The following is an 18414-nucleotide window of genomic DNA, read 5'->3' as shown; positions in this document are numbered from 1 at the left end:
ATGCAGCGATTTTTATTAATAACAATTATCTGAAAAAATTATCACCCAAATAATACTGACGCACCAGAGGATTATTATAAAGTTCTTCGCCACTTCCCGCCGCTAAAATCTGCCCTTCGCGCATAATATAAGCCCGATTAGTGATAGCCAAAGTTTCTCGCACATTGTGATCAGTAATTAAAATTCCCATCTGACGATCCCTTAAACCAGCAATCATCGCTTGAATCTCGGACACGGCGATCGGATCCACCCCCGCGAAAGGTTCATCTAATAATAAAAATCTCGGTCCGTTGACTCCCACCGCTAAAGCGCGAGCTAATTCCGTCCTCCTTCTTTCTCCTCCGGAAACGTAGGCTCCTTTAGTGCGAACAATCTTATCGAGGCGAAATTCTTTTAATAAATCATAGAGACGATTTGCCCGTTGGGAAAAGGGAACTCCCGACTGTTCTAGGGCTAACTGAATATTTTCTGATACAGTTAAATAACGAAAAATACTGGCCTGCTGCGTCAGATAGCCAATACCCAGACGCGCCCTTTGATTAAGGGGTAATTTGGTAATTTCTTTTTGATCGAGCCAAACGCGCCCCAGATTCGGTTTAATTAATCCCGTGGCGATATAAAAAGTTGTGGTTTTTCCCGCACCATTTGGTCCTAATAACCCGACAATTTCCCCCGGGGCAACAGTAATACTCACCCGGTTAACCACGAGCCTTTTACCGTAGGATTTATGGATATTTTCTAATACTAAAGTCATCTTTATCCGGTGTTGGGAATTATGAATTATGAATTATGAATTATGAATTAGGAAGTGGGGGAATTATGAATTATGAAGTGGGAAATGGGGAAGTGGGGACGTGGGGAAGCTGTCTCATCACCCTATCACCCCAAAACCCTATCACCCTATCTCCTCCTGAATTCTGATTCCTGACTCCTAATCACTGCGGGTTAATAATTGGAGCAGCGGGGAGGGAAGGGGAAGGTATGGGTGCGGGTGTCGGAGAAGCAGCCGGTTGGGGGGAAGTTTCGTTATCTTTGACTAAATAAATTGACTCCACCTGCTGACTGGTTTGGGGAGTAGCGATAAATCTGCCCTCATCGACAAGATAAGTCATCGTTTCGGCGCGGATACTGTTGCCTTCCTGCAAAACGTAAACGTTACCCGTCATCACTAAACGACGTTCGCGGCTAAAATACTGAGCTTGAGCGGAAGTGGCCTGCATTTTGCGAGCAGGATAGAACACTTGTACGTTACCACGAGCAGTAATTACCCCGGTTTTTGAGTTCGCCTCCTGAATATCCGATCGCACTGTCATGGCATTACCCGGTACAATATTCTGCTGTGCTTTGACTAGGGGAGAAGTACCTAATCCCATGATTAAGCTAGTAGAAACGAGGGAAACTAGCCATCCTCTGATTTTTGCGTATCTTGCTCTCATAGAAATGTCACCTATAGACGTTTGTACTTACTAACTAATCTAGCTTTTTAGAGAACGGGATGACTTTTGAGGATTTTCGGCAGAGAACAGATAGATCGATCGAGGTGGGCATGAGGATGTTCCTGATTGCTTTTCATCGCTTCTAGCACTGCCGGTAAAGCTTGGGGATCGAGATTCTGTAAAAAGTTTAATAGATCCAAACTCTCCCCCACCAAGTGCGTCACGTTGATCCCCTCGTAATCGGGTTGATAGTGTTGCAAACGTCTAACCCCTTCTCCCAAAAGGATTACCGCTCCGCGCCAGTTATTATTTTCTAGATGGTAACAAGCGACAGCAATCTGCAAAATGCCTTGATAAAAGGTTTTTTCAGGCTCTGCGGACTCCATCCACAAAGCCTCTAGGGTATCATGACAAGCATAGAATTGCTGGCGATTAAATTCGTCGATTCCTTGCCCAAAAGCGCTGGCTGTCATTACCCTATACTAATGCCCCTTCATCGATTCGCGGACTTCTTGGATATAGTCGAGGGAAATTACCTGTTCTTCCCCAGCAAACTCGTTATCGGGGGTAATAAACAGCATACAGTGACATTCTTTCCGTTCCCGCATCGGCACACAGGGACAATTCCAGAAAGTATTTTTTACCTCCGCTTCTTTGTCTTCGTAGTGACGACAGGGACATAAAGGAGCGCCTAATTCGTCCTTATGACGCGCTAATCCCTCAATTACTACCGCTGTCACCGAGAGATCGCTACAGAAATAAGTATTTGTACCTTTAGCGTACTGTTCGGCAAACTTCTTCATCGCCTCAAGACTCTTATCCGTGTCCGTGATCTGGCTCATAGTTATCTGATCCCCTTAGCTTTCTACAAAAAAACTCTTTACTATCCTATCTCGATCCGCTTCCCCTTGGCTGAGGGGAATTTTTAGAATCTCTTTTGATTTTGCGACCGATCCCCTTGTTAATCTAATACGATAAAAAGACTCTCTTTGGCCAAAAGCTCGACTTTTTGGCCAGCAGATCGGAATTATAGGGGCAAAGTTCCTCAAAACCTGTCCTTGATTCCTGCAATCCCTGTCCCCTATCACTACCAGAACATGATTTTATCTTTCTTGGAGACAAATAAAATTTCTGACGATAACACACCTTGGTGGCTGAAAATTACCTCCCTTTATCCCCACTGTATCTACTATTTTGGTCCCTTTGCTTCTTTTGAGGAAGCACAACAGCATCAGGGGGGTTATCTACAGGATATAGAGTCCGAAGGAGCGCAAGGGATTAGTCTTTCGATCGAGCGGAGTAATCCCCATTATTTGACCGTTTTTGACGATGAAAATCAGCATCTAGCTAAAACTTTTGCTTCCCATGCTCGAACCTTTTCTCGCTTTATTTCTTAAGTCTCCCTGTCCTCTTTGTCAACGGCAGAGCGATCGAGAGCTTTGCCGTGATTGTGAGGGACAATTACAGGCCTATCGTCAGAATAACCCGCTTTTTCTCTGGCGTGGTTCTATTCCCCTGTTTATCTGGGGACGCTATGAAGGTAAATTAAAACAGGCGATCGCTAAAATGAAATATGATCGCCATCCCGCTCTCGGCTCTTTGCTAGGCAGTTGCATGGGGGAAACTTGGCTGCTTCGTCCTCCCCTCACCGATAAACGTTTGACGGTGATTCCTATCCCTCTCCACCCAGAAAGATTAAAGGAAAGGGGTTTTAATCAAGCAGAAGTCATTGGCGAAGGTTTTTGTCGTTTAACCGGTTATCCTCTGGCTAGTCGCGGATTAATTCGGATTAAGAACACGGCAGCTTTATTTAGTCTGGCAGCCGAGGCGAGAAAAAAGACGATGCAAGCGGCTTTTCAACTGGGGAAAAATTTACCCAAATCAGTGCCGATTCTCTTAATTGACGATATTTATACCACAGGAACCACGATCGAGGAAGCTGTGCAGGTTTTACGCACAGAGGGATATCGGGTAGTCGGTGCGATCGCTGTTGCCAGTTCCAAAATTAGCTAAAATGCCCAGACGGAATCGGTCTAGGCATTTTAGGGTTAAATTAAATTAAGTGCGTTTGATCTTGTCGTATTGACTGATGAAAATCAAACCGATAGTGGCGGGGATCAGGACGATAACCGCACCTAAAACAAGGCTCCAGAGAAAGTTAGCTAAAGAGGGTGTCATGATAGATAAATCCTTTGTCATATTTTCAAAGACTTAGTTTTTTATCTTATCACCTTGGGCGAGAACGCCCCCAGTTCCACGACCAGATAAATGCGATCGCAGGTTTTATATGTCTTCAATCGCTGAAAATAAAATCTCCCTTGACTTCTCAAGGAGATAGGGATGTTTGACAATGGGTGATAGTTACAAAAGTTCACACTAGACTGGCAAAGATTTTTATGGCTACTGACGATCGCAAACGGCGCATTCTCGATCATCTCTCCAGAAGTACCACTGGTGCTGACTATATTCCCCAAAAACCGCTGCCAATTGTGGAAACTCCCCCGGTGGCAGCGGAACCCGTGGCAGCGCCGCCTCCAGTAACTCCTTCACCGGAATTAACTGCTAAAGAGCGCAAAAGAAAGATAATGTCCCATCTTTCCATGAGTAGTCAAGATTTTGGCGAAATTACTAGCACTACCCCCCAAGAAAAGCGTAAACGCCAAATTAACGACCATCTGCGCCAAAGCCAAGGATAAATAGGGTTTGCGGCAAAAAGTCTTTCGTGGAGGCAGGGTGTGGGGTGTGGGGTGTGGGGTGTAGGGTTTTACCGATTTTGAGGGAGTCAATTACCTAATTTTTAGGGAAAAAGTCCCTGAATTTTCCCCCCAATCACTCCAATGGTCGGCACTTTTTGAGGGAAAAAAAGTCTAAAAACTTTGTTGGATAAGGTTTTTAGATTTATTCAGCAAACCCTAAATAGTAAGGAGTGAGAATTAGCAACTAGGCATCTTCTAGACTGTTCTCACTCCCTCATTTTCTGCTGTCGATGGCAATAATGACAGTTGTTGCAAATCAGTTCCTCGCTCTGGCAACAAGGGAATGTTAAAGTTAGTAATGAGCGCTTCGGTGATCGGATGACGTAATTTTTCTGTGGAACCCACATGATAAAAATGCTGTTTAGTATAGATATAAAACTTATCAGCACTCCAATTTTTTTTAATTAAAGGATTGCTTCTAAACTGATTACTGTGCCAAGTGGACAAAATAAACCGACAAGAAATATCCTTTAAAATAGTCACCAAACAATCTTCATCCTCTTGAGACCAAGAGTTAAAATAATCGGTGTGTCTCCCTAAATAAGGAGGATCGAGATAGATCAAGTCTGTTTTTTGCCAATTAGATAAAGTCTCTCGAAAGTCAGCAACTTGAAAATTATAATCAGTTTTAATAAGAATATTTTCTAGGGCAATAACTTGATTGACTATTTTGGTAATATATGCTTGAGAAAATCGTTCTGATTTATGACAGTAAGGTACGTTAAACTGCCCCTTACGATTGAATCTCATCACGCCATTAAAACAGGAGCGATTGAGAAATAAAAAATCTAGAGAATTAGGAGATTGATTAAATCTTTCTCGTACTTGATAATAATAACTTTCTCCCTGCTCCTTAAGAACTTGACCATTTTCTTGCAAAAAAAGCTTCACAGTTTTACTGGTAATAAATTGATTTTTTAGATTATTATAAAACTGGATAATATGAGTATTTGTGTCCGCAAGTAAAGCCTTTTTGGGATTAATATTAAAAGCCACCACCCCCGATCCAGAAAAGGGTTCTATCCAACGCCCAAAGCTCAGATCAGACACAATATTTTTAACATCTTTTACCAATTTAGTTTTAATTCCTTGACACTTAATCGGTGGCACAAGTGGCGTTAACTTCACTAAACACTCTCCTCATCAATAGTAATTTCTATCCACAGCAAACTTAGCTCCTGTTGGCTCGTGAATAAAGGTCAAATCAGGGTAAAAATTTTGTTGAGATACTAACTCTATCTTTAATTGGTTACATCTAGCAAAATTATCAAATATGGGAAAAAGAAGCAATTCTAATATCTTAGAGATGATTTTCGTATCAATAGATATAGTATATACCTTGAGGCAGTTTAAATTCAGTACAGCTGATCCCAGAAACCATGAGACTCTTGCTAGAACAAATGAACCAAAAAAATCTGGCTCTTCTCGGTTCTGTGTGATAAGTTTAACTTACATAGAAGCGATCAATCTTTGTGTCCTTTGTGTCTTTGTGGTTCGTTCCACCCCCCCGCTAGGAGGAATGTATCTTAGAATACATTTTACCCACCAAACCCAAGAGAGCCAAAATCTCTCGTCACCATTCTTGTCAGAATTATGAGAATTACGTTACATTTAGTTAAGATTTAATTGGCTGCGGGGATTAATCTCGAAAAAATAACCTAAAATCCTTGACAAAAACAGCTAAATGAGTTAAGCAAAAATCTTTATCCTAGAACCACTAAACAAACATGAAACTATCCTGGAAAACGATTTTACTGTGGACATTGCCCGCCCTTGTGGTCGGTTTTTTCCTCTGGCAAGGCACTTTTGCCACCGCCACCAGTAATATCGGCAATAACACCGCCACTACCCGCATGACCTACGGACGCTTTCTAGAATACCTAGACAGTGGTAGGGTTGTTAGCGTCGATCTCTACGAAGGGGGCAGAACCGCGATCGTACAGGCCCTAGATCCAGAACTAGAAAACCGAGTACAACGCCTACGGGTCGATTTACCGGCCAATTCCCCGGATTTGATCGCCCGTTTACGCGATTCTAAAATTAGTTTCGATGCTCACCCGATGCGGAATGAAAGCGCTTGGTGGGGATTCCTCGGTAATCTACTTTTCCCCTTTTTGCTGATTGCCGCTCTCTTTTTCCTGTTCCGCCGTTCTAATAATATCCCAGGCGGCCCCGGTCAAGCGATGAGTTTTGGTAAATCAAAAGCTCGCTTCCAGATGGAAGCAAAAACCGGCATCACCTTTGATGATGTGGCGGGAATTGACGAAGCGAAGGAAGAATTACAGGAAGTCGTCACTTTCCTCAAACAACCGGAGAAATTTACCGCCGTCGGTGCCAAAATCCCCAAAGGAGTCCTGTTAGTTGGCCCTCCTGGTACGGGTAAAACCCTGTTGGCTAAAGCGATCGCCGGTGAAGCGGGTGTACCTTTCTTCAGCATTTCCGGTTCGGAATTTGTGGAAATGTTCGTCGGTGTCGGTGCTTCTCGCGTGCGCGATTTGTTCAAAAAAGCCAAGGAAAATGCTCCCTGTTTAATCTTTATCGATGAAATTGACGCGGTAGGTCGTCAACGGGGTGCCGGTATCGGTGGTGGTAACGATGAACGGGAACAAACCCTAAACCAATTATTGACAGAAATGGACGGTTTCGAGGGGAATACGGGAATTATCATCATTGCCGCCACTAACCGCCCCGATGTTCTCGATTCCGCTCTCATGCGTCCAGGCCGTTTTGATCGGCAAATAACCGTGGATGCGCCCGATTTTAAAGGTCGTTTAGAGATTTTAGACGTTCACGCCCGCAATAAAAAGCTGGCCAACGACGTTTCCATCGAAGCGATCGCCCGTCGCACTCCGGGGTTCAGTGGAGCAGATTTAGCCAATTTACTGAACGAAGCGGCAATTTTAACCGCCCGTCGTCGTAAAGATGCCATTACCCTCCTGGAGATAGATGACGCGGTAGATCGCGTTATCGCCGGTATGGAAGGCACTCCTTTAGTCGATAGCAAGAGCAAGCGCTTAATCGCTTACCATGAAGTGGGCCATGCGATCGTGGGTACGCTCTTAAAAGATCACGATCCCGTCCAGAAAGTGACTCTGATTCCCCGGGGACAGGCCCAGGGTTTAACTTGGTTCACTCCCAACGAAGAACAGGGTTTAACCACGAAAGCGCAGTTAATGGCCCGGATTTCCGGTGCTTTAGGTGGTCGGGCGGCTGAGGAAGAAATCTTCGGCTATGATGAGGTGACTACCGGTGCCGGTGGCGATTTACAGCAAGTCTCTGATATGGCGCGTCAGATGGTGACTCGTTTCGGGATGAGCGATTTGGGTCCTTTGTCCCTAGAAAGTCAAGGGGGTGAGGTGTTCCTCGGTGGCGGTTTGATGACTCGTTCCGAGTATTCTGAGAAGGTCGCTACTCGCATCGATGATCAGGTGCGATCGATCGTGGAACACTGTCATGAAATTTCTCGGCAAATTGTCCGGGATCATCGCGAAGTGATCGATCGAGTGGTGGACCTGCTGATCGAAAAAGAAACGATCGATGGGGGAGAATTCCGGCAGATTGTGGCTGAATACGCCTATTTTGTAAATCAAAAAGTACCAGATATGGGAGTGATCGGGGGGAAAATTCAGGGACTTTTTCCCTGAAAATTAGGTAATTGACCCCTTCAAAATCGGTAAAACCCTACACCCCACACCCCACACCCCACACCCTGCCCCCAAGAAAAACTTTTTGCCGCAAACCCTAGTCATCATCATCGTCATCGCCTTTATTCTGGTCATTATCACCGTCTTTTTGCTGCTTTTCCCCGTCTTCATCGCTATCTTCGTTTTTTTGGGGGGATTCCACCGCAGGAGAGCCATTTTTCGGTTCTTCGGCTTCTTTTCCTCCCTGACAAGCGCCTAAAACCGTAGTCAAGGTTAACAGAATCAGCAAAACTAAGGATTTGATTTTCATGGTCTTTCTCCCCACTCGATCGATAAATATAACAATTTTAAGGCTTTTGGGCGGTGGATAGCTTGGCTAATGCCAAGAAAGTGCATTCCCAGACTAAACGGGGTTGAACGTAGGCTAACAGCTGCCGGCGGGTTTTTTCCAAGATTTCTAAAATCGATCGCTCTCGTCGTCGTTGCCAATCCTCATACTGAAGATAACTCACATACCATAATTGGGTTTCCGTGTCAAGATTTTGAGCGATAATTTTGGCTAATTCCAGTGCTTGGGAGAGTTTTAGGGGAAATTTGCCGGAAGATCGCGGTAAATCTTGGGGGAGACTGTCGAGAAATTCTAAAGCAGCGATCGCTTCTCCGGGGCTACCTTGGGCTAAACCGAGAATTGCCGGATAATTGAGAACGCGAGCGTGTCCGTTAGAGCGGAGGACTTGAGCGAGATTTTCTTCCGAAAGACGCTGAAAAGGGATATGTTGACAGCGAGAAACGAGAGTCGGTAGTAAAGAGGAGGGACTGGGAGCAATCAGGATTAAAGTGGCTTTCCCCGGTTCCTCAAGCGTTTTTAAGAGCGCATTTGCCGCCGATTCCGTCATGGTGTCTGCTTCCTCGATCACCACCACAGAGCGGGCCGATTCCAGGGGAGGACGACTTAAAAAGTTAGTAATCTCGCGAATTTGTTCGATGCGGATTTGCGGGGGGGCTTTACGCTTGAGATTGCTTTCCTGTGCTTCTTTTGCGGTGAGCAGTTTGCCTTGGTGTTGATAAGTGGGTTCAATCCAGAGTAAATCGGGATGATTGCCCCCGAGAAAGCGTTTCAGGATTAATTCTCTTGCTTCCGGCGATCGATCTCTAGTTAACAAGTCTTGACAGAAACATTTTGCGGCCAGATTGCGTCCGATCCCCCTAGCGCCGGCGAATAAGTAAGCGGGAGCGATCGAATTGACTTCAAGCGCTCTTTGTAGTAGTTCAATGGCCTGATTTTGACCGATTAACCTTGACCAATTTATCATCTTTTCCCTGCCATGGCTCGCTATTGCTGTTCCTATTTTGTCGGGATTTCTCCTCATCAGACCGGGTTTTTATACGATGATATATTAAGTTTGGGTGAATTTGAAATCATCAAGCGCCGGACCGATGTCTTGCTTTTATCGGAAGTTCCTAACGATGCTTTCTTTCCCCAGTTAGTGAAAGTGGAATTGTTTATTCATCCTCCCACTAGCTCGGAACTTCAGATCGATTTATTGGTAAAAAATCATGAATTGCCCCTGAGAACTAATAATCGTTGTCGGCGATTTTTTGAATCTATTCACCAGATTATTACCAACAATTATCAAGGCCAATCCCTGACCAGAATTACCGCTTAACCCGATTTGTTCCTGTCTCCGTCAACTGACAAAGACAGGGACAAAATACCATCTTGGCTCTCTTGGGTAACGAACCACAAAGACACAGAATACACAGAGATTGATCGCTCCTGTATCAGTGAAACTTATCACACAAAGAATAAGAGAGTCGCTCTTTTTGGTGCTTGATGGATTTATCGAGAAAAAATCGGTAATTGCTTTAATTTTCGCTTTCCTTCGTCGATGAGAGCGGAGGAAATTGACGACGTAAAAGCAAGGAATTACTCACTACCATAACCGAACTAAAAGCCATTAAAGCTGCTGCTAGGGCCGGACTGAAAGCTAGACCCCAACGGGGTAGTAATAAACCACCAGCAATGGGAATAGCAAAGGTATTATAACCCAAAGCCCAAAAAAGATTTTGTCGGATTTTTTGCCATGTGGCCAGACTTAAATGCAGAGATTGCACCACATCCTCCAGGCGATCGCTAATTAAAACGATCCCGGCTGTTTCCATGGCCACCTCCGTGCCACCGGCCAGAGCAATACCGATGTTAGCCTGTCCTAGTGCAGGAGCATCATTGATACCATCCCCGACCATAGCCACGATTTTGCCCTCTTTTGTCTGTAGGTCGGCAATTAAGGCCGATTTTTCGGTGGGGGCAACTTCGGCATAAAATTGGCTAATACCCAAACTATTAGCGATCGCTGTCACCGCTTCTTGGCGATCTCCACTGAGTAAAATCACCTCTAAACCGAGTTTTTGTAACTGATTCACGGTTGTTTGAGCATCGGGACGCAATCGATCCTGAAAAGCGATCGCGCCGAGTAATTGTTCTTCCATCCCCAGATAAATCACCGTTTTACCCGCTTGTAAAAGCTCTTGAATCCCCCTGATAGTTTCATCGATTTTAATGCCGTTCTGCGCCAACCATTGCCGATTTCCTAGAACAATTTTCGACCCCTGCACCCTTGCCGAAACTCCCAATCCGGCCACAGTTTGAAAATCTTCCCCCGTCAGATTAGTAGGGGGAGTAACCGCGTCTAAAATCGCCTGAGCGAGAGGATGATTAGTACCACTCTCCACTACTGCCGCTAATTGTTGAATTTCCAGGGAATTAAGGATAGAAAAACTCAAACAATCGGTAATTTCCGGATGACCTTGGCTAAGGGTTCCCGTTTTGTCAAAAACCACCGTTTGCAGTCGCGAGACGGTTTCCAAAACATCGCCCCCTTTAATCAAAATACCCCTTTCGGCTGCTAAACTGGTTCCCACCAGTAGGGCCGTCGGTGTGGCTAAACCGAGAGCGCAGGGACAAGCGACCACAAGCACAGAAATCGCTAATTTTAGGGACAAAAGTAGGGGAGAAGTGGGTTGAATCATCTCGTGGTGTCCTGTGGTTGACCCTAACACCTCTGGAAAGAGCCTAGTTCCCCAAAAATACCAAAAGAGCAGCACAATTAGGGCAATTATCATCACTCCGTAGGCAAAATAACCCGCTACCCGGTCCGCTATCTTCTGCACCGGGGCCTTGCGAGTTTGGGCTGATTCCACGGCTGCGATAATCTTAGCTAGGGTGGTATCGGTCCCCACCTGACGAGTTTGCACCGCAATCGCACCAGAGAGATTGAAACTGCCAGCAATGACTAGCTCTCCCATTTCCTTAACCACCGGCAGCGATTCCCCCGTTAACAAAGCTTCATCTACCGTGGTTCTTCCCTGAATAATCTCCCCATCCACGGGAATTTTTTCCCCGGGTAAGACGCGCACCCATTCCCCGACGCGCAGCTGTTCCACTGGAATCGCCACGCCCACACGGTCATCTGTACTACCAATCAGGTGAGCCACTGCCGGTTGTAGGGAGGTAAGCGCTTCTAAGTCTGCGGCTGCGCGATGACGGGAATGCGCTTCTAGAGTCCGTCCGAGGAGAATAAAACCTAACAGCATGACTGGTTCATCGAAAAAGCACTCTAAACCGAGATTAGGGAAGATAAGAGCCAAACAACTGGCTATATAGGCGCTACCTGTGCCTAAACTAACGAGAGTGTTCATATTTGGCATCCCGTGCCGTAATCCGCGCCAACCATCGATGAAAATATCGCGGCCGGGGAATAAAATGGCTAGGGTGGCTAAAGTCCAGTGAAAAGCAATACTTTGAAAGATGGGGATTTCTGGTCCCCCGATGTGGTGTAAGTGACCAATCAGGGAAAAAACCAGTAAACAACAAGCGATCGCTAATCGGTATAATTGTTGTTGCCGTTCTTTTTGTTGGTTTTGCAGCCGTTGATTTTGTTGAGAAAGGGGAGTCGATGAGCTGCGCGGTTGGGTGGGGAATCCAATCGCGGTTAATTTTGCGGCTAACTGCTCTGGTGCGATCGCATCTGGTTGGTATTCAATCACGGCAATTTCCGTGATTAGGTTAACTTGGGCCGATTTTACCCCTTGATTTTGGCTGAGTTGTCTTTCTACGGCACTCACACAGCCGGCGCATTTCATGCCTTTTACGTCTAGAGTAGCGGTTTTTAGTCCAGTTTCGGCGGCTAGGATCATAGAAAAAGTAGGCAAGGATGGTCTTTACTTCTATCCTAGAAATTATCGACGGATTTTTAAACTATTTTGGCCTGTAGGGTTACAGATAGATGAAATTTCATTACAGATAGCTGAAATTTTAGGTAGCCGATCTGGTAGTGGACTGACACAGCTAAAATAGGGCAATAGATAGGCTCAACTGAGGACATCAATCATGGGAAGATGTAGGCGAGATAAAGTTCATCTGACAGTCGCACAACGAGAAAACTTTGAACAAATCAGTGGGGGAGGGTTCATCACAGAGTACGCTAATCGGCATAACACGCTTATCGTAATATTGTACGGAAAACTTCTCGCGATCGCTCCATTTGAGCGTAATATACAGAAAGATTCTTTAAAAAATGTGTATTTGGCGTGATATACGGAAAATTTCCGCATAATATATAGTTAGACAGACAAATAAACAAAGGGATATAAATGAATAGGGTGCCAGTATCTTCATCAAATCTTGCATCGGTCGGATACGACCCAAATACTCAAACACTAGAAGTTGAATTTCTTCATGGTGGCATTTACCAATATTCAGGTGTTCCGTCATCGGTTCATTCAGGCTTGATGACAGCTAGCTCACACGGATCGTATTTTGATCAGCACATTAAGAAAGCTGGTTATGCTTACCGAAAGGTCGGCTAAGTAATCTCAAGACTAAAGAATCATGTCTGTAAACTCTCACCTAACAGATTTAGCAAGCACTCTAGTTCTATCTGAATTGGAAAAGTCGAGTATTTCTACCTCTATCAACACACTTTCATCTAGGCTGACTTCATACTTTGGCAGTACGGTGACAGGTCACTTTCAATTCGGTTCAAGTACTCGTGGTACTATTCTTCCACGTAAAGCAGACAAATATTCTGACATAGATTACATGGTTGTGTTTAGTACATCTGACGGCCAGAAAAAGCCACAAACTTATCTTGACCGTCTTAGGCGTTTTGTAGAGCTAAAGTACTCTAAATCAGAAATTTACCAATCACATCCAACAATTGTCTTATCTTTGAATCACATCAATTTTGAGCTTGTTCCAGCAATTTACAACTATAGTTATCAGATTCCCTCACCAGCATCATCTTGGCTTGAATGGACGAGTACAGATCCCTCCGGAACTAATCAATTACTTCAAGATAAGAATAAGAGCAATAACTATCAAATCAAGCCATTGGTTAGATTGATAAAATATTGGAATACACAAAAGGGGTACCCCTTCACCTCATTTTCAATAGAACAATATATTGTTAATCGATCATTTTGGGGATGCTCGGCTCTTAAAGACTACTTTTACGAGTTCTGGTCAGGATTTGATTGCTCATATGATACTGCTCAATCCATCAAAGATAAAGTTAATAGTGCCAAGCAACATGCAAGAAAAGCTAAAGAGTATGAGAACAATAATATGCCTGCTAGTGCGGAGTCAGAAATCAAAAAAATCGTACCATCTCTATGAATAATAAAGGCTTAGAAAGAGTTGATGAGGTCTCCCAATATTATGCTCCAATCGAGAAACTTGGGATGATTAGCGCATTGCTTTTCTGGGGCATTGCAGCCTTGTCGTTCGCTATGCCATACTCAGCTTCAATTCTCGGAAAGGCAACAGCAGATATTATCCAAGCATTTTTCCTTGTTTTGGTCTTGGCATACTTTAGTATTTCTCAAGTATCGAGCTTATACCTAGTACCGCGAGCAGAATTAATGAGAAGAAAGCAACTGCTTTCCAACTCATTTGGAATACCTCTCTCCCACGATCATACATCTCTCTACTACAACAATTCTTTTTCTCCGTCAGTGCAACGCCTTGGGGCAAATACTATGGAAAATGCCCTCTTTAGCAAGGAAATTGCGTCAAGAATGCTGGGGCGGAAGCGAATCATTATTTTTGGATATCTTCTAGCTTGGCTTATTGCTTTTTCTCTCCGCCATGACAATCTTGAACTGCTTACATGGATTACACAGTTAGTTTTCTCTGGTGAAATTCTTTCTGAATGGCTAAAACTTGAAATTCTTCGATTTCGTCATGAGCGGACGTATGACGAACTTTATTCCCATTTTCTGCATAAATTAGGACAGGATTCTCCTTGTGCCACCGCAAATGTGCTTAATGCTTTCGCGACCTATGAAGCAGCAAAATCTACCGCAGGGATACTGCTCTCAACAAATGACTTTCAGAAGTTAAATCCATCTCTAAGTAAGCGATGGAACCAAATTTGTGAAGAACTAGACATGCAGAACGAAATTGATTAGTGCTAAATTTATACCATTGCCATGTCTAACAAGCCCGTTGCACACCGACCGTATCGATACTCTCTGTTAAGTCCGAAAGTGCGATCGCCGATCTTGTAGGGTGCGTTAATGAAATGTAACGCACCTTATCTAATGTTCAAAATTCGTGCGTTACGCTAACGCTAACACACCCTACTGGACTGTTTCAGTGCGATCTTGTGGGGTGCGTTAACGAAGTGTAACGTACCGATGATATTTTGCAGGTTTATGCCGACAATTTTATGGGTTGCTCTAGAACCGGAAAATTCTGAATTATCTGTGGGAGTGTAATCCCATAGTAAAGTGCTTTATAAAAGCTCAACAAATTCGTCAACGCTCAAGCCGACTTGCCGAATAATTGCGCGTAAAGTACCTCGATCTAGTTCTTTATGATCTGGTACCGAGACTGTTGTTTTGGGAGCTTCACGTACTAAAATCATGTGACTTCCACGCTGACGCTCTACGGCAAAGCCTATTTGCTCAAGTGCTTTTACACATTCTGCGCCTGAGATAACACGTAATTTACTCATACCAGAATGACCTCAACCGTATCATTGGGAACAGGTTCACCCCGATCCTGTAAAACTTCGATATACAGAGCGATTGCCTCTTCAATATTGGCTAGAGCCTCCTCACGAGTTTTTCCCTGGCTAATACATCCTGGCAAACTAGGAACTTCGACAACAAAGTAACTATCCTCACCAGGATAGAGAAGTACTTTACGGCTGGATTCAGCTTGTGGTTTAACCATAATCATTGCTCGATAACTATTTGGTTGTTTCATTCAAATATTAACATTTTATGTTCTAGAACCAGTGTGATGCCGAAGGCACTGCGTAGCAGCACGCCGCTCTTGTAGGGTGCGTTAACGAAGTGTAACGGTGCGATTCGTTTCTAGGGGAATAAATAGCCTAGAGTGCTGATAAAACAGCATAACTGACAAAAAGGATGTAGGTGAAAGACCTACCCTGTAAGGGACACAGTGACTCCCGACCTGCCCCCAGTGACTGGACTCGGAAATCTAGAGGCTGAAGCGGGGAACAAGGACGCAATCAGAGCCAAAACAGATAGGCGCAAGGAGCGTTAACGGGGAGTATGATCGCCGCTCTTGTAGGGTGTGTTAATGAAATGTAACGCACCTTATCTAATGTTCAAAATTCCTGCGTTAGGCTGACGCTAAAACCCCCTACATCATATCGATCGTCAAGATTAAGTGATTGCCAAAGCGATCGGGGCATAACACAACGTTGCACCTGACTTAATAAAGCAACGGCTTTCTAAACCTATGACCATCCGGTTCTACGACTATAAATGCTCCTGCTAGTTCCACTTCGGAGTAATTTTTGATGATTCGCGCTAATTCCCCATGAACTGCATTAACTGTCGTGGGTAATACCCGAAGGTAAATAACTCCAGTTCCAACTGCTCTGACAAAAACAAGATTCCCGTAATCCCTATCTCGTGTGACGAGGATACGATTTTCTTGCTGAGATGTCCTAAGTATTTCTTCATCACTAGCTTGTGATAGACCAAGCTGAGCAACAAGAACCACATCATGTCCGGCATCAATCAGAAATCTCGCAGTGATTGCGTAAACGTCTTGATCGAGAAGAAATTTCATTATTAAGCCGACACGAGTTTAATGTCTTCAGCCGCTACTAAAGCGATAGCATATTGCAGACAAGCACGAATGTCTTCAATTTGTAAATCAGGGTAATAATCCTGAATAATTATACTGAAAGAGAGTCCCTCATTTAGCAACTCAAGAACACTCTGCACAGTGATGCGCGTCCCTTCTATGCAGGGCTTCCCAAAATGAATTTGAGGGTTAACAGAAATTTTATACATTGTTGTCACCTAGTCGTAAGATGCCTTTATTTTAGATCACATTGCACAAAAAAAGCCGTATAACTTGGCCGTTATGCCGACCAGCGAGTCAAGTGCGATCGCCGATCTTGTAGGGTGCGTTAATGAAATGTAACGCACTAATTCCCTCGCAAACCCTCAAAATAAAGCTCAAATGCGATAGAGTGAGGGACAAATAAAATTCAGAAAGTGCCGTGAGTGAAAGCGTCTATATTGAAACCAGCGTTATTGGCTATCTGACAGCCAGATCGACCCGAAATTTGGTTGTTGCTGGTAATATTGAAACGACAAGGGACTGGTGGCAAAATCGCCGTAATGATTTTGTTCTCTATATTTCACAGGTTGTTTTAGATGAAGTCGCTAAGGGAGATACAGAGATTGCTTTGAAAAGGTTAGAAATTGTCAATGAAATGCCTTTGGTTGAACTCAATCAAGCTGTACGCAACTTGGCAGCCCAGTTTCTTATACGAAGCAACCTTCCTGCCAAAGCTTCTGATGATGCGGTTCACATTGCTGCGGCGACTGTCCACGGGCTAGATTACTTGTTAACATGGAACTGTAAACATATTGCCAACGCTCAAATTCAGAGGAAGTTGGCAGAGCTCAGTCTTGATTTGGGATACGAGTTACCCATAATTTGTACTCCTTACGAACTTTTAGGAGATTATAACGATGTGGCAAGATGACATTTTAGATGAAATTCATAAATTTCGAGAAGAACACGCTAAATCCTTTAACTACGATTTGGATGCAATGTTTGTAGATTGGCAAAAAAGACAAGCAGAAAGTGGCAGGCAGGTAGTCAGCTTACCACCAAAGCAAGGTCTAACAAGTCGTTGGAGCCGACCAAAACAGGATGAACCACAAGAATCTCAAATCTAATCGTGGCGGCTCAACTTAGCCGTTAGGCCTAACCGATACGCTCATTAAAGTTGTCTATTATCAGTGCGATGCCGAAGGCACTGCATAGCAGATCGCCGATCTTGTAGGGTGCGTTAATGAGATGTAACGCACCTTATCTAATGTTCAAAATTCCTGCGTTAGGCTGACGCTAACACACCCTACTGGGCTAGAGTAGCGGTTTTTAGTCCAGTTTCGGCGGCTAGGATCATGGAAAAAGTAGGCAAGGATGGTCTTTACTTAAAATGTCGGCTTGAAGGAACCCTCGGTTTTACCGATGAGATGAAAGGTTCCGCCAGTTATAGCAACAGTGAATCACCACTAAGAACAGTTGTCAACCTAATTTTAGTATGTTATAATAATTGGCGGTAGTTCGGTCGATACGCAAAGCTTGGAGGAAAACCATCTCAATATCAAGCCATTGATGAGGCTATTCGGACAGTTCAGTTTGTTCGCAATAAATGCCTTAGATATTGGCAAGAAAATCAGAGTGTAGGACAAAAAGATCTTTAAAATAATGGCAGAGATGATTAATTGCCCTCAACCCCCCTGCCACTCCCAGATCGCTGGTGTGGGACACCCGCGACTAATCAAAGAAAATGGTATCAGTTATTTAAAAAAAACCGACCAAAATGTATTCGAGGTGTCCTCATGCTTTATTGATCTATTGCTGCTTGTTGTGTAACGATCTTGAAACAGATCTGCCCACGACACCCGCCAAACCAAGGGCGGCCAAACCTAGAACCGCAGAGGGTTCAGGAACCGCAATCGGAGTCGGATCAGGAGGATTTTGGACGTACTGGTCAGAGAAACCGTTGATAAAGGAGTTTGGGTTATCCAGAGTCCAGGCGGAGGTTACGTCAATGGCTTTTGTGCCAGCACTGAACGTGCCAACAACGGTGCCACCAGTTGAAACAAAGTTCAGAGTACTGGGAGTTAAATTTGTCGCAGTAAGTGATTTACTGAAGGTTGCTACCATAGTACTACCCTGTGCATTTGTACCAGCCGCAGCAAATTCGTTGGTGAAAGTGGCTGGAATGGTTACCTTATATTTAAGGGTGCCTGGTGTCTTCAAAGCCATATTGGTACCAAGACTAGCAGAGTAGTTTAACTGGAAGACACCACTAACGAAGCCAATGGTTATTTCGTCTTGTAGATCAACTGTACTACCAGTGATAGAGAAGTTGGAAAAAACTTTGTCCCCTACAGTAGACATCTCCAAAAATTTGTAAGTCAGTCACAGCAAGGAAGACAGGCAGATTAGACCAAGAGTCAAAATTAGCTCTAAAAACCGATTAATCAGGGTTTTAAGAGACAAAATCG

General features: G+C 44.2%; 27 protein-coding genes and 1 pseudogene. 13 read left to right on the top strand and 15 right to left on the bottom strand.

The genetic code is table 11. The features are described from left to right. Nucleotides 1–25: 25 nt before the first annotated feature. A complete protein-coding gene (gene lptB, locus LW728_RS06930) occupies nucleotides 26–754 on the bottom strand; it encodes an LPS export ABC transporter ATP-binding protein (protein WP_002782446.1) in 729 nt (242 codons plus the stop codon). A 35-nt stretch (nucleotides 755–789) separates the two neighbouring features. Between lptB and LW728_RS06925 the strand changes: the two genes are divergently transcribed. After that, complete coding sequence (locus LW728_RS06925; RefSeq protein WP_002803080.1) at nucleotides 790–921, top strand: hypothetical protein; 132 nt, start codon at nucleotides 790–792, stop codon at nucleotides 919–921. A gap of 14 nt (nucleotides 922–935) precedes the next feature. Here LW728_RS06925 and LW728_RS06920 read toward each other — a convergent pair whose 3' ends face one another. Genes LW728_RS06920 through LW728_RS06910 form a run of 3 tightly spaced genes read right to left on the bottom strand, consistent with a single transcriptional unit; the run spans nucleotide 936 to nucleotide 2278 of the window. Further along, complete coding sequence (locus LW728_RS06920; protein ID WP_002803086.1) at nucleotides 936–1436, bottom strand: LptA/OstA family protein; 501 nt, start codon at nucleotides 1434–1436, stop codon at nucleotides 936–938. 47 nt (nucleotides 1437–1483) lie between these two features. Continuing rightward, nucleotides 1484–1909, bottom strand: a complete 426-nt coding sequence (locus LW728_RS06915) for a DUF309 domain-containing protein (RefSeq protein ID WP_002803089.1) — start codon at nucleotides 1907–1909, stop codon at nucleotides 1484–1486. Nucleotides 1910–1918: 9 nt separating this feature from the next. Next, nucleotides 1919–2278, bottom strand: a complete 360-nt coding sequence (locus LW728_RS06910; protein WP_002803092.1) for a ferredoxin thioredoxin reductase catalytic beta subunit — start codon at nucleotides 2276–2278, stop codon at nucleotides 1919–1921. 255 nt (nucleotides 2279–2533) lie between these two features. Between LW728_RS06910 and LW728_RS06905 the strand changes: the two genes are divergently transcribed. Next, nucleotides 2534–2833 carry a DUF1816 domain-containing protein gene (locus tag LW728_RS06905; protein WP_287765901.1) on the top strand — a complete coding sequence of 100 codons (300 nt, stop codon included), beginning with the start codon at nucleotides 2534–2536 and terminating at the stop codon, nucleotides 2831–2833. Next, nucleotides 2802–3449, top strand: coding sequence for a ComF family protein (locus LW728_RS06900; RefSeq protein WP_287765898.1), 648 nt, complete (start codon nucleotides 2802–2804; stop codon nucleotides 3447–3449). The genes LW728_RS06905 and LW728_RS06900 overlap by 32 nt, the downstream gene beginning before the upstream one ends. A gap of 45 nt (nucleotides 3450–3494) precedes the next feature. On the opposite strand, the gene psbX is transcribed toward LW728_RS06900, so the two are convergent. Continuing rightward, nucleotides 3495–3614 carry a photosystem II reaction center X protein gene (gene psbX, locus LW728_RS06895; protein WP_002733679.1) on the bottom strand — a complete coding sequence of 40 codons (120 nt, stop codon included), beginning with the start codon at nucleotides 3612–3614 and terminating at the stop codon, nucleotides 3495–3497. A gap of 218 nt (nucleotides 3615–3832) precedes the next feature. On the opposite strand from psbX, the gene LW728_RS06890 reads away from it, so the two are divergent. Beyond that, a complete protein-coding gene (locus LW728_RS06890) occupies nucleotides 3833–4132 on the top strand; it encodes a hypothetical protein (protein ID WP_287765896.1) in 300 nt (99 codons plus the stop codon). Nucleotides 4133–4387: 255 nt separating this feature from the next. On the opposite strand, the gene LW728_RS06885 is transcribed toward LW728_RS06890, so the two are convergent. Together LW728_RS06885 and LW728_RS06880 are read right to left on the bottom strand one after the other, a co-directional pair. Further along, nucleotides 4388–5320 (bottom strand): DNA adenine methylase, encoded by a 933-nt coding sequence (locus LW728_RS06885; RefSeq protein WP_287765894.1) that lies wholly within the window; start codon nucleotides 5318–5320, stop codon nucleotides 4388–4390. Nucleotides 5321–5335: 15 nt separating this feature from the next. Further along, nucleotides 5336–5521, bottom strand: coding sequence for a type II restriction endonuclease (locus LW728_RS06880; RefSeq protein ID WP_287665842.1), 186 nt, complete (start codon nucleotides 5519–5521; stop codon nucleotides 5336–5338). Between the two features lie 398 nt (nucleotides 5522–5919). Between LW728_RS06880 and ftsH2 the strand changes: the two genes are divergently transcribed. After that, nucleotides 5920–7836 (top strand): ATP-dependent zinc metalloprotease FtsH2, encoded by a 1917-nt coding sequence (gene ftsH2, locus LW728_RS06875; protein WP_287765892.1) that lies wholly within the window; start codon nucleotides 5920–5922, stop codon nucleotides 7834–7836. A 97-nt stretch (nucleotides 7837–7933) separates the two neighbouring features. Here the strand turns inward: ftsH2 and LW728_RS06870 are convergent, their stop codons facing one another. Together LW728_RS06870 and holB are read right to left on the bottom strand one after the other, a co-directional pair. Next, complete coding sequence (locus LW728_RS06870) at nucleotides 7934–8146, bottom strand: neurohypophysial hormones like protein (RefSeq protein WP_287665817.1); 213 nt, start codon at nucleotides 8144–8146, stop codon at nucleotides 7934–7936. Between the two features lie 37 nt (nucleotides 8147–8183). Then, the gene (gene holB, locus LW728_RS06865) at nucleotides 8184–9149 is read right to left on the bottom strand and encodes a DNA polymerase III subunit delta' (RefSeq protein WP_287765889.1); all 966 of its coding nucleotides are present in this window, start codon (nucleotides 9147–9149) and stop codon (nucleotides 8184–8186) included. A gap of 12 nt (nucleotides 9150–9161) precedes the next feature. Here holB and LW728_RS06860 point away from each other — a divergent pair, with 12 nt between their 5' ends. Further along, the gene (locus LW728_RS06860; RefSeq protein WP_002734498.1) at nucleotides 9162–9503 is read left to right on the top strand and encodes a hypothetical protein; all 342 of its coding nucleotides are present in this window, start codon (nucleotides 9162–9164) and stop codon (nucleotides 9501–9503) included. Nucleotides 9504–9702: 199 nt separating this feature from the next. Here the strand turns inward: LW728_RS06860 and LW728_RS06855 are convergent, their stop codons facing one another. Next, nucleotides 9703–12033 carry a heavy metal translocating P-type ATPase gene (locus LW728_RS06855; RefSeq protein WP_287765886.1) on the bottom strand — a complete coding sequence of 777 codons (2331 nt, stop codon included), beginning with the start codon at nucleotides 12031–12033 and terminating at the stop codon, nucleotides 9703–9705. A gap of 456 nt (nucleotides 12034–12489) precedes the next feature. Between LW728_RS06855 and LW728_RS23140 the strand changes: the two genes are divergently transcribed. From LW728_RS23140 to LW728_RS06845, 3 genes are read left to right on the top strand one after another with little or no spacing between them, the layout of a single operon-like run. Then, nucleotides 12490–12705, top strand: coding sequence for a KTSC domain-containing protein (locus LW728_RS23140; protein ID WP_193977879.1), 216 nt, complete (start codon nucleotides 12490–12492; stop codon nucleotides 12703–12705). A gap of 22 nt (nucleotides 12706–12727) precedes the next feature. Beyond that, a complete protein-coding gene (locus LW728_RS06850) occupies nucleotides 12728–13513 on the top strand; it encodes an SMODS domain-containing nucleotidyltransferase (protein ID WP_287765883.1) in 786 nt (261 codons plus the stop codon). Then, a complete protein-coding gene (locus LW728_RS06845; RefSeq protein WP_193977875.1) occupies nucleotides 13510–14307 on the top strand; it encodes a hypothetical protein in 798 nt (265 codons plus the stop codon). Before LW728_RS06850 ends, LW728_RS06845 begins: the two co-directional genes overlap by 4 nt. Nucleotides 14308–14633: 326 nt before the next feature. Here the strand turns inward: LW728_RS06845 and LW728_RS06840 are convergent, their stop codons facing one another. From LW728_RS06840 to LW728_RS06825, 4 genes are all read right to left on the bottom strand, one after another. After that, nucleotides 14634–14855, bottom strand: coding sequence for a type II toxin-antitoxin system HicA family toxin (locus LW728_RS06840; protein WP_008195914.1), 222 nt, complete (start codon nucleotides 14853–14855; stop codon nucleotides 14634–14636). Then, nucleotides 14852–15076, bottom strand: a complete 225-nt coding sequence (locus LW728_RS06835) for a type II toxin-antitoxin system HicB family antitoxin (RefSeq protein ID WP_002779120.1) — start codon at nucleotides 15074–15076, stop codon at nucleotides 14852–14854. The genes LW728_RS06840 and LW728_RS06835 overlap by 4 nt, the downstream gene beginning before the upstream one ends. Nucleotides 15077–15583: 507 nt before the next feature. Continuing rightward, nucleotides 15584–15946: a DUF5615 family PIN-like protein gene (locus LW728_RS06830; RefSeq protein WP_002803120.1), complete on the bottom strand. Its 363-nt coding sequence runs from the start codon at nucleotides 15944–15946 to the stop codon at nucleotides 15584–15586. Nucleotides 15947–15948: 2 nt separating this feature from the next. After that, entirely contained in the window at nucleotides 15949–16173 is a 225-nt protein-coding gene (locus LW728_RS06825) for a DUF433 domain-containing protein (RefSeq protein ID WP_002753441.1), read from the bottom strand. 212 nt (nucleotides 16174–16385) lie between these two features. Between LW728_RS06825 and LW728_RS06820 the strand changes: the two genes are divergently transcribed. The 4 genes and pseudogenes from LW728_RS06820 to LW728_RS06805 all read left to right on the top strand — a co-directional run. Further along, the gene (locus tag LW728_RS06820; protein WP_287765880.1) at nucleotides 16386–16877 is read left to right on the top strand and encodes a type II toxin-antitoxin system VapC family toxin; all 492 of its coding nucleotides are present in this window, start codon (nucleotides 16386–16388) and stop codon (nucleotides 16875–16877) included. After that, nucleotides 16864–17073: a hypothetical protein gene (locus LW728_RS06815; RefSeq protein WP_002732654.1), complete on the top strand. Its 210-nt coding sequence runs from the start codon at nucleotides 16864–16866 to the stop codon at nucleotides 17071–17073. The genes LW728_RS06820 and LW728_RS06815 overlap by 14 nt, the downstream gene beginning before the upstream one ends. 228 nt (nucleotides 17074–17301) lie before the next feature. Further along, the gene (locus tag LW728_RS06810) at nucleotides 17302–17463 is read left to right on the top strand and encodes a hypothetical protein (RefSeq protein WP_159036963.1); all 162 of its coding nucleotides are present in this window, start codon (nucleotides 17302–17304) and stop codon (nucleotides 17461–17463) included. A 48-nt stretch (nucleotides 17464–17511) separates the two neighbouring features. Beyond that, nucleotides 17512–17601: pseudogene (locus tag LW728_RS06805) on the top strand (transposase); the annotation flags it as partial. 154 nt (nucleotides 17602–17755) lie between these two features. Here LW728_RS06805 and LW728_RS06800 read toward each other — a convergent pair. Next, nucleotides 17756–18307, bottom strand: coding sequence for a PEP-CTERM sorting domain-containing protein (locus LW728_RS06800; RefSeq protein WP_287765877.1), 552 nt, complete (start codon nucleotides 18305–18307; stop codon nucleotides 17756–17758). Nucleotides 18308–18414: the final 107 nt, after the last annotated feature.

The sequence above is a fragment of the Microcystis sp. 49638_E5 genome, assembly GCF_021300285.1.
GTDB classification, from domain to species: Bacteria; Cyanobacteriota; Cyanobacteriia; order Cyanobacteriales; family Microcystaceae; genus Microcystis; species Microcystis aeruginosa_C.
Note: the sequence above shows the minus strand (reverse complement) of the source record. Positions and strands in the feature narration are given on the sequence as shown.

Coding starts and splice junctions, on each gene's coding strand:
- LW728_RS06905 (WP_287765901.1), top strand. CDS start 2,534: ATGATTTTATCTTTCTTGGAGACAAATAAAATTTCTGACGATAACACA.
- LW728_RS06920 (WP_002803086.1), bottom strand. CDS start 1,436: ATGAGAGCAAGATACGCAAAAATCAGAGGATGGCTAGTTTCCCTCGTT.
- ftsH2 (WP_287765892.1), top strand. CDS start 5,920: ATGAAACTATCCTGGAAAACGATTTTACTGTGGACATTGCCCGCCCTT.
- LW728_RS06845 (WP_193977875.1), top strand. CDS start 13,510: ATGAATAATAAAGGCTTAGAAAGAGTTGATGAGGTCTCCCAATATTAT.
- LW728_RS06800 (WP_287765877.1), bottom strand. CDS start 18,307: ATGTCTACTGTAGGGGACAAAGTTTTTTCCAACTTCTCTATCACTGGT.
- LW728_RS06810 (WP_159036963.1), top strand. CDS start 17,302: ATGGAAAAAGTAGGCAAGGATGGTCTTTACTTAAAATGTCGGCTTGAA.
- lptB (WP_002782446.1), bottom strand. CDS start 754: ATGACTTTAGTATTAGAAAATATCCATAAATCCTACGGTAAAAGGCTC.
- LW728_RS06830 (WP_002803120.1), bottom strand. CDS start 15,946: ATGAAATTTCTTCTCGATCAAGACGTTTACGCAATCACTGCGAGATTT.
- LW728_RS06890 (WP_287765896.1), top strand. CDS start 3,833: ATGGCTACTGACGATCGCAAACGGCGCATTCTCGATCATCTCTCCAGA.
- LW728_RS06840 (WP_008195914.1), bottom strand. CDS start 14,855: ATGAGTAAATTACGTGTTATCTCAGGCGCAGAATGTGTAAAAGCACTT.
- LW728_RS06835 (WP_002779120.1), bottom strand. CDS start 15,076: ATGGTTAAACCACAAGCTGAATCCAGCCGTAAAGTACTTCTCTATCCT.
- LW728_RS06915 (WP_002803089.1), bottom strand. CDS start 1,909: ATGACAGCCAGCGCTTTTGGGCAAGGAATCGACGAATTTAATCGCCAG.
- psbX (WP_002733679.1), bottom strand. CDS start 3,614: ATGACACCCTCTTTAGCTAACTTTCTCTGGAGCCTTGTTTTAGGTGCG.
- LW728_RS06925 (WP_002803080.1), top strand. CDS start 790: ATGAATTATGAATTAGGAAGTGGGGGAATTATGAATTATGAAGTGGGA.
- LW728_RS06855 (WP_287765886.1), bottom strand. CDS start 12,033: ATGATCCTAGCCGCCGAAACTGGACTAAAAACCGCTACTCTAGACGTA.
- LW728_RS06910 (WP_002803092.1), bottom strand. CDS start 2,278: ATGAGCCAGATCACGGACACGGATAAGAGTCTTGAGGCGATGAAGAAG.
- LW728_RS06850 (WP_287765883.1), top strand. CDS start 12,728: ATGTCTGTAAACTCTCACCTAACAGATTTAGCAAGCACTCTAGTTCTA.
- LW728_RS06900 (WP_287765898.1), top strand. CDS start 2,802: ATGCTCGAACCTTTTCTCGCTTTATTTCTTAAGTCTCCCTGTCCTCTT.
- LW728_RS06815 (WP_002732654.1), top strand. CDS start 16,864: ATGTGGCAAGATGACATTTTAGATGAAATTCATAAATTTCGAGAAGAA.
- LW728_RS23140 (WP_193977879.1), top strand. CDS start 12,490: ATGAATAGGGTGCCAGTATCTTCATCAAATCTTGCATCGGTCGGATAC.
- LW728_RS06860 (WP_002734498.1), top strand. CDS start 9,162: ATGGCTCGCTATTGCTGTTCCTATTTTGTCGGGATTTCTCCTCATCAG.
- holB (WP_287765889.1), bottom strand. CDS start 9,149: ATGATAAATTGGTCAAGGTTAATCGGTCAAAATCAGGCCATTGAACTA.
- LW728_RS06825 (WP_002753441.1), bottom strand. CDS start 16,173: ATGTATAAAATTTCTGTTAACCCTCAAATTCATTTTGGGAAGCCCTGC.
- LW728_RS06870 (WP_287665817.1), bottom strand. CDS start 8,146: ATGAAAATCAAATCCTTAGTTTTGCTGATTCTGTTAACCTTGACTACG.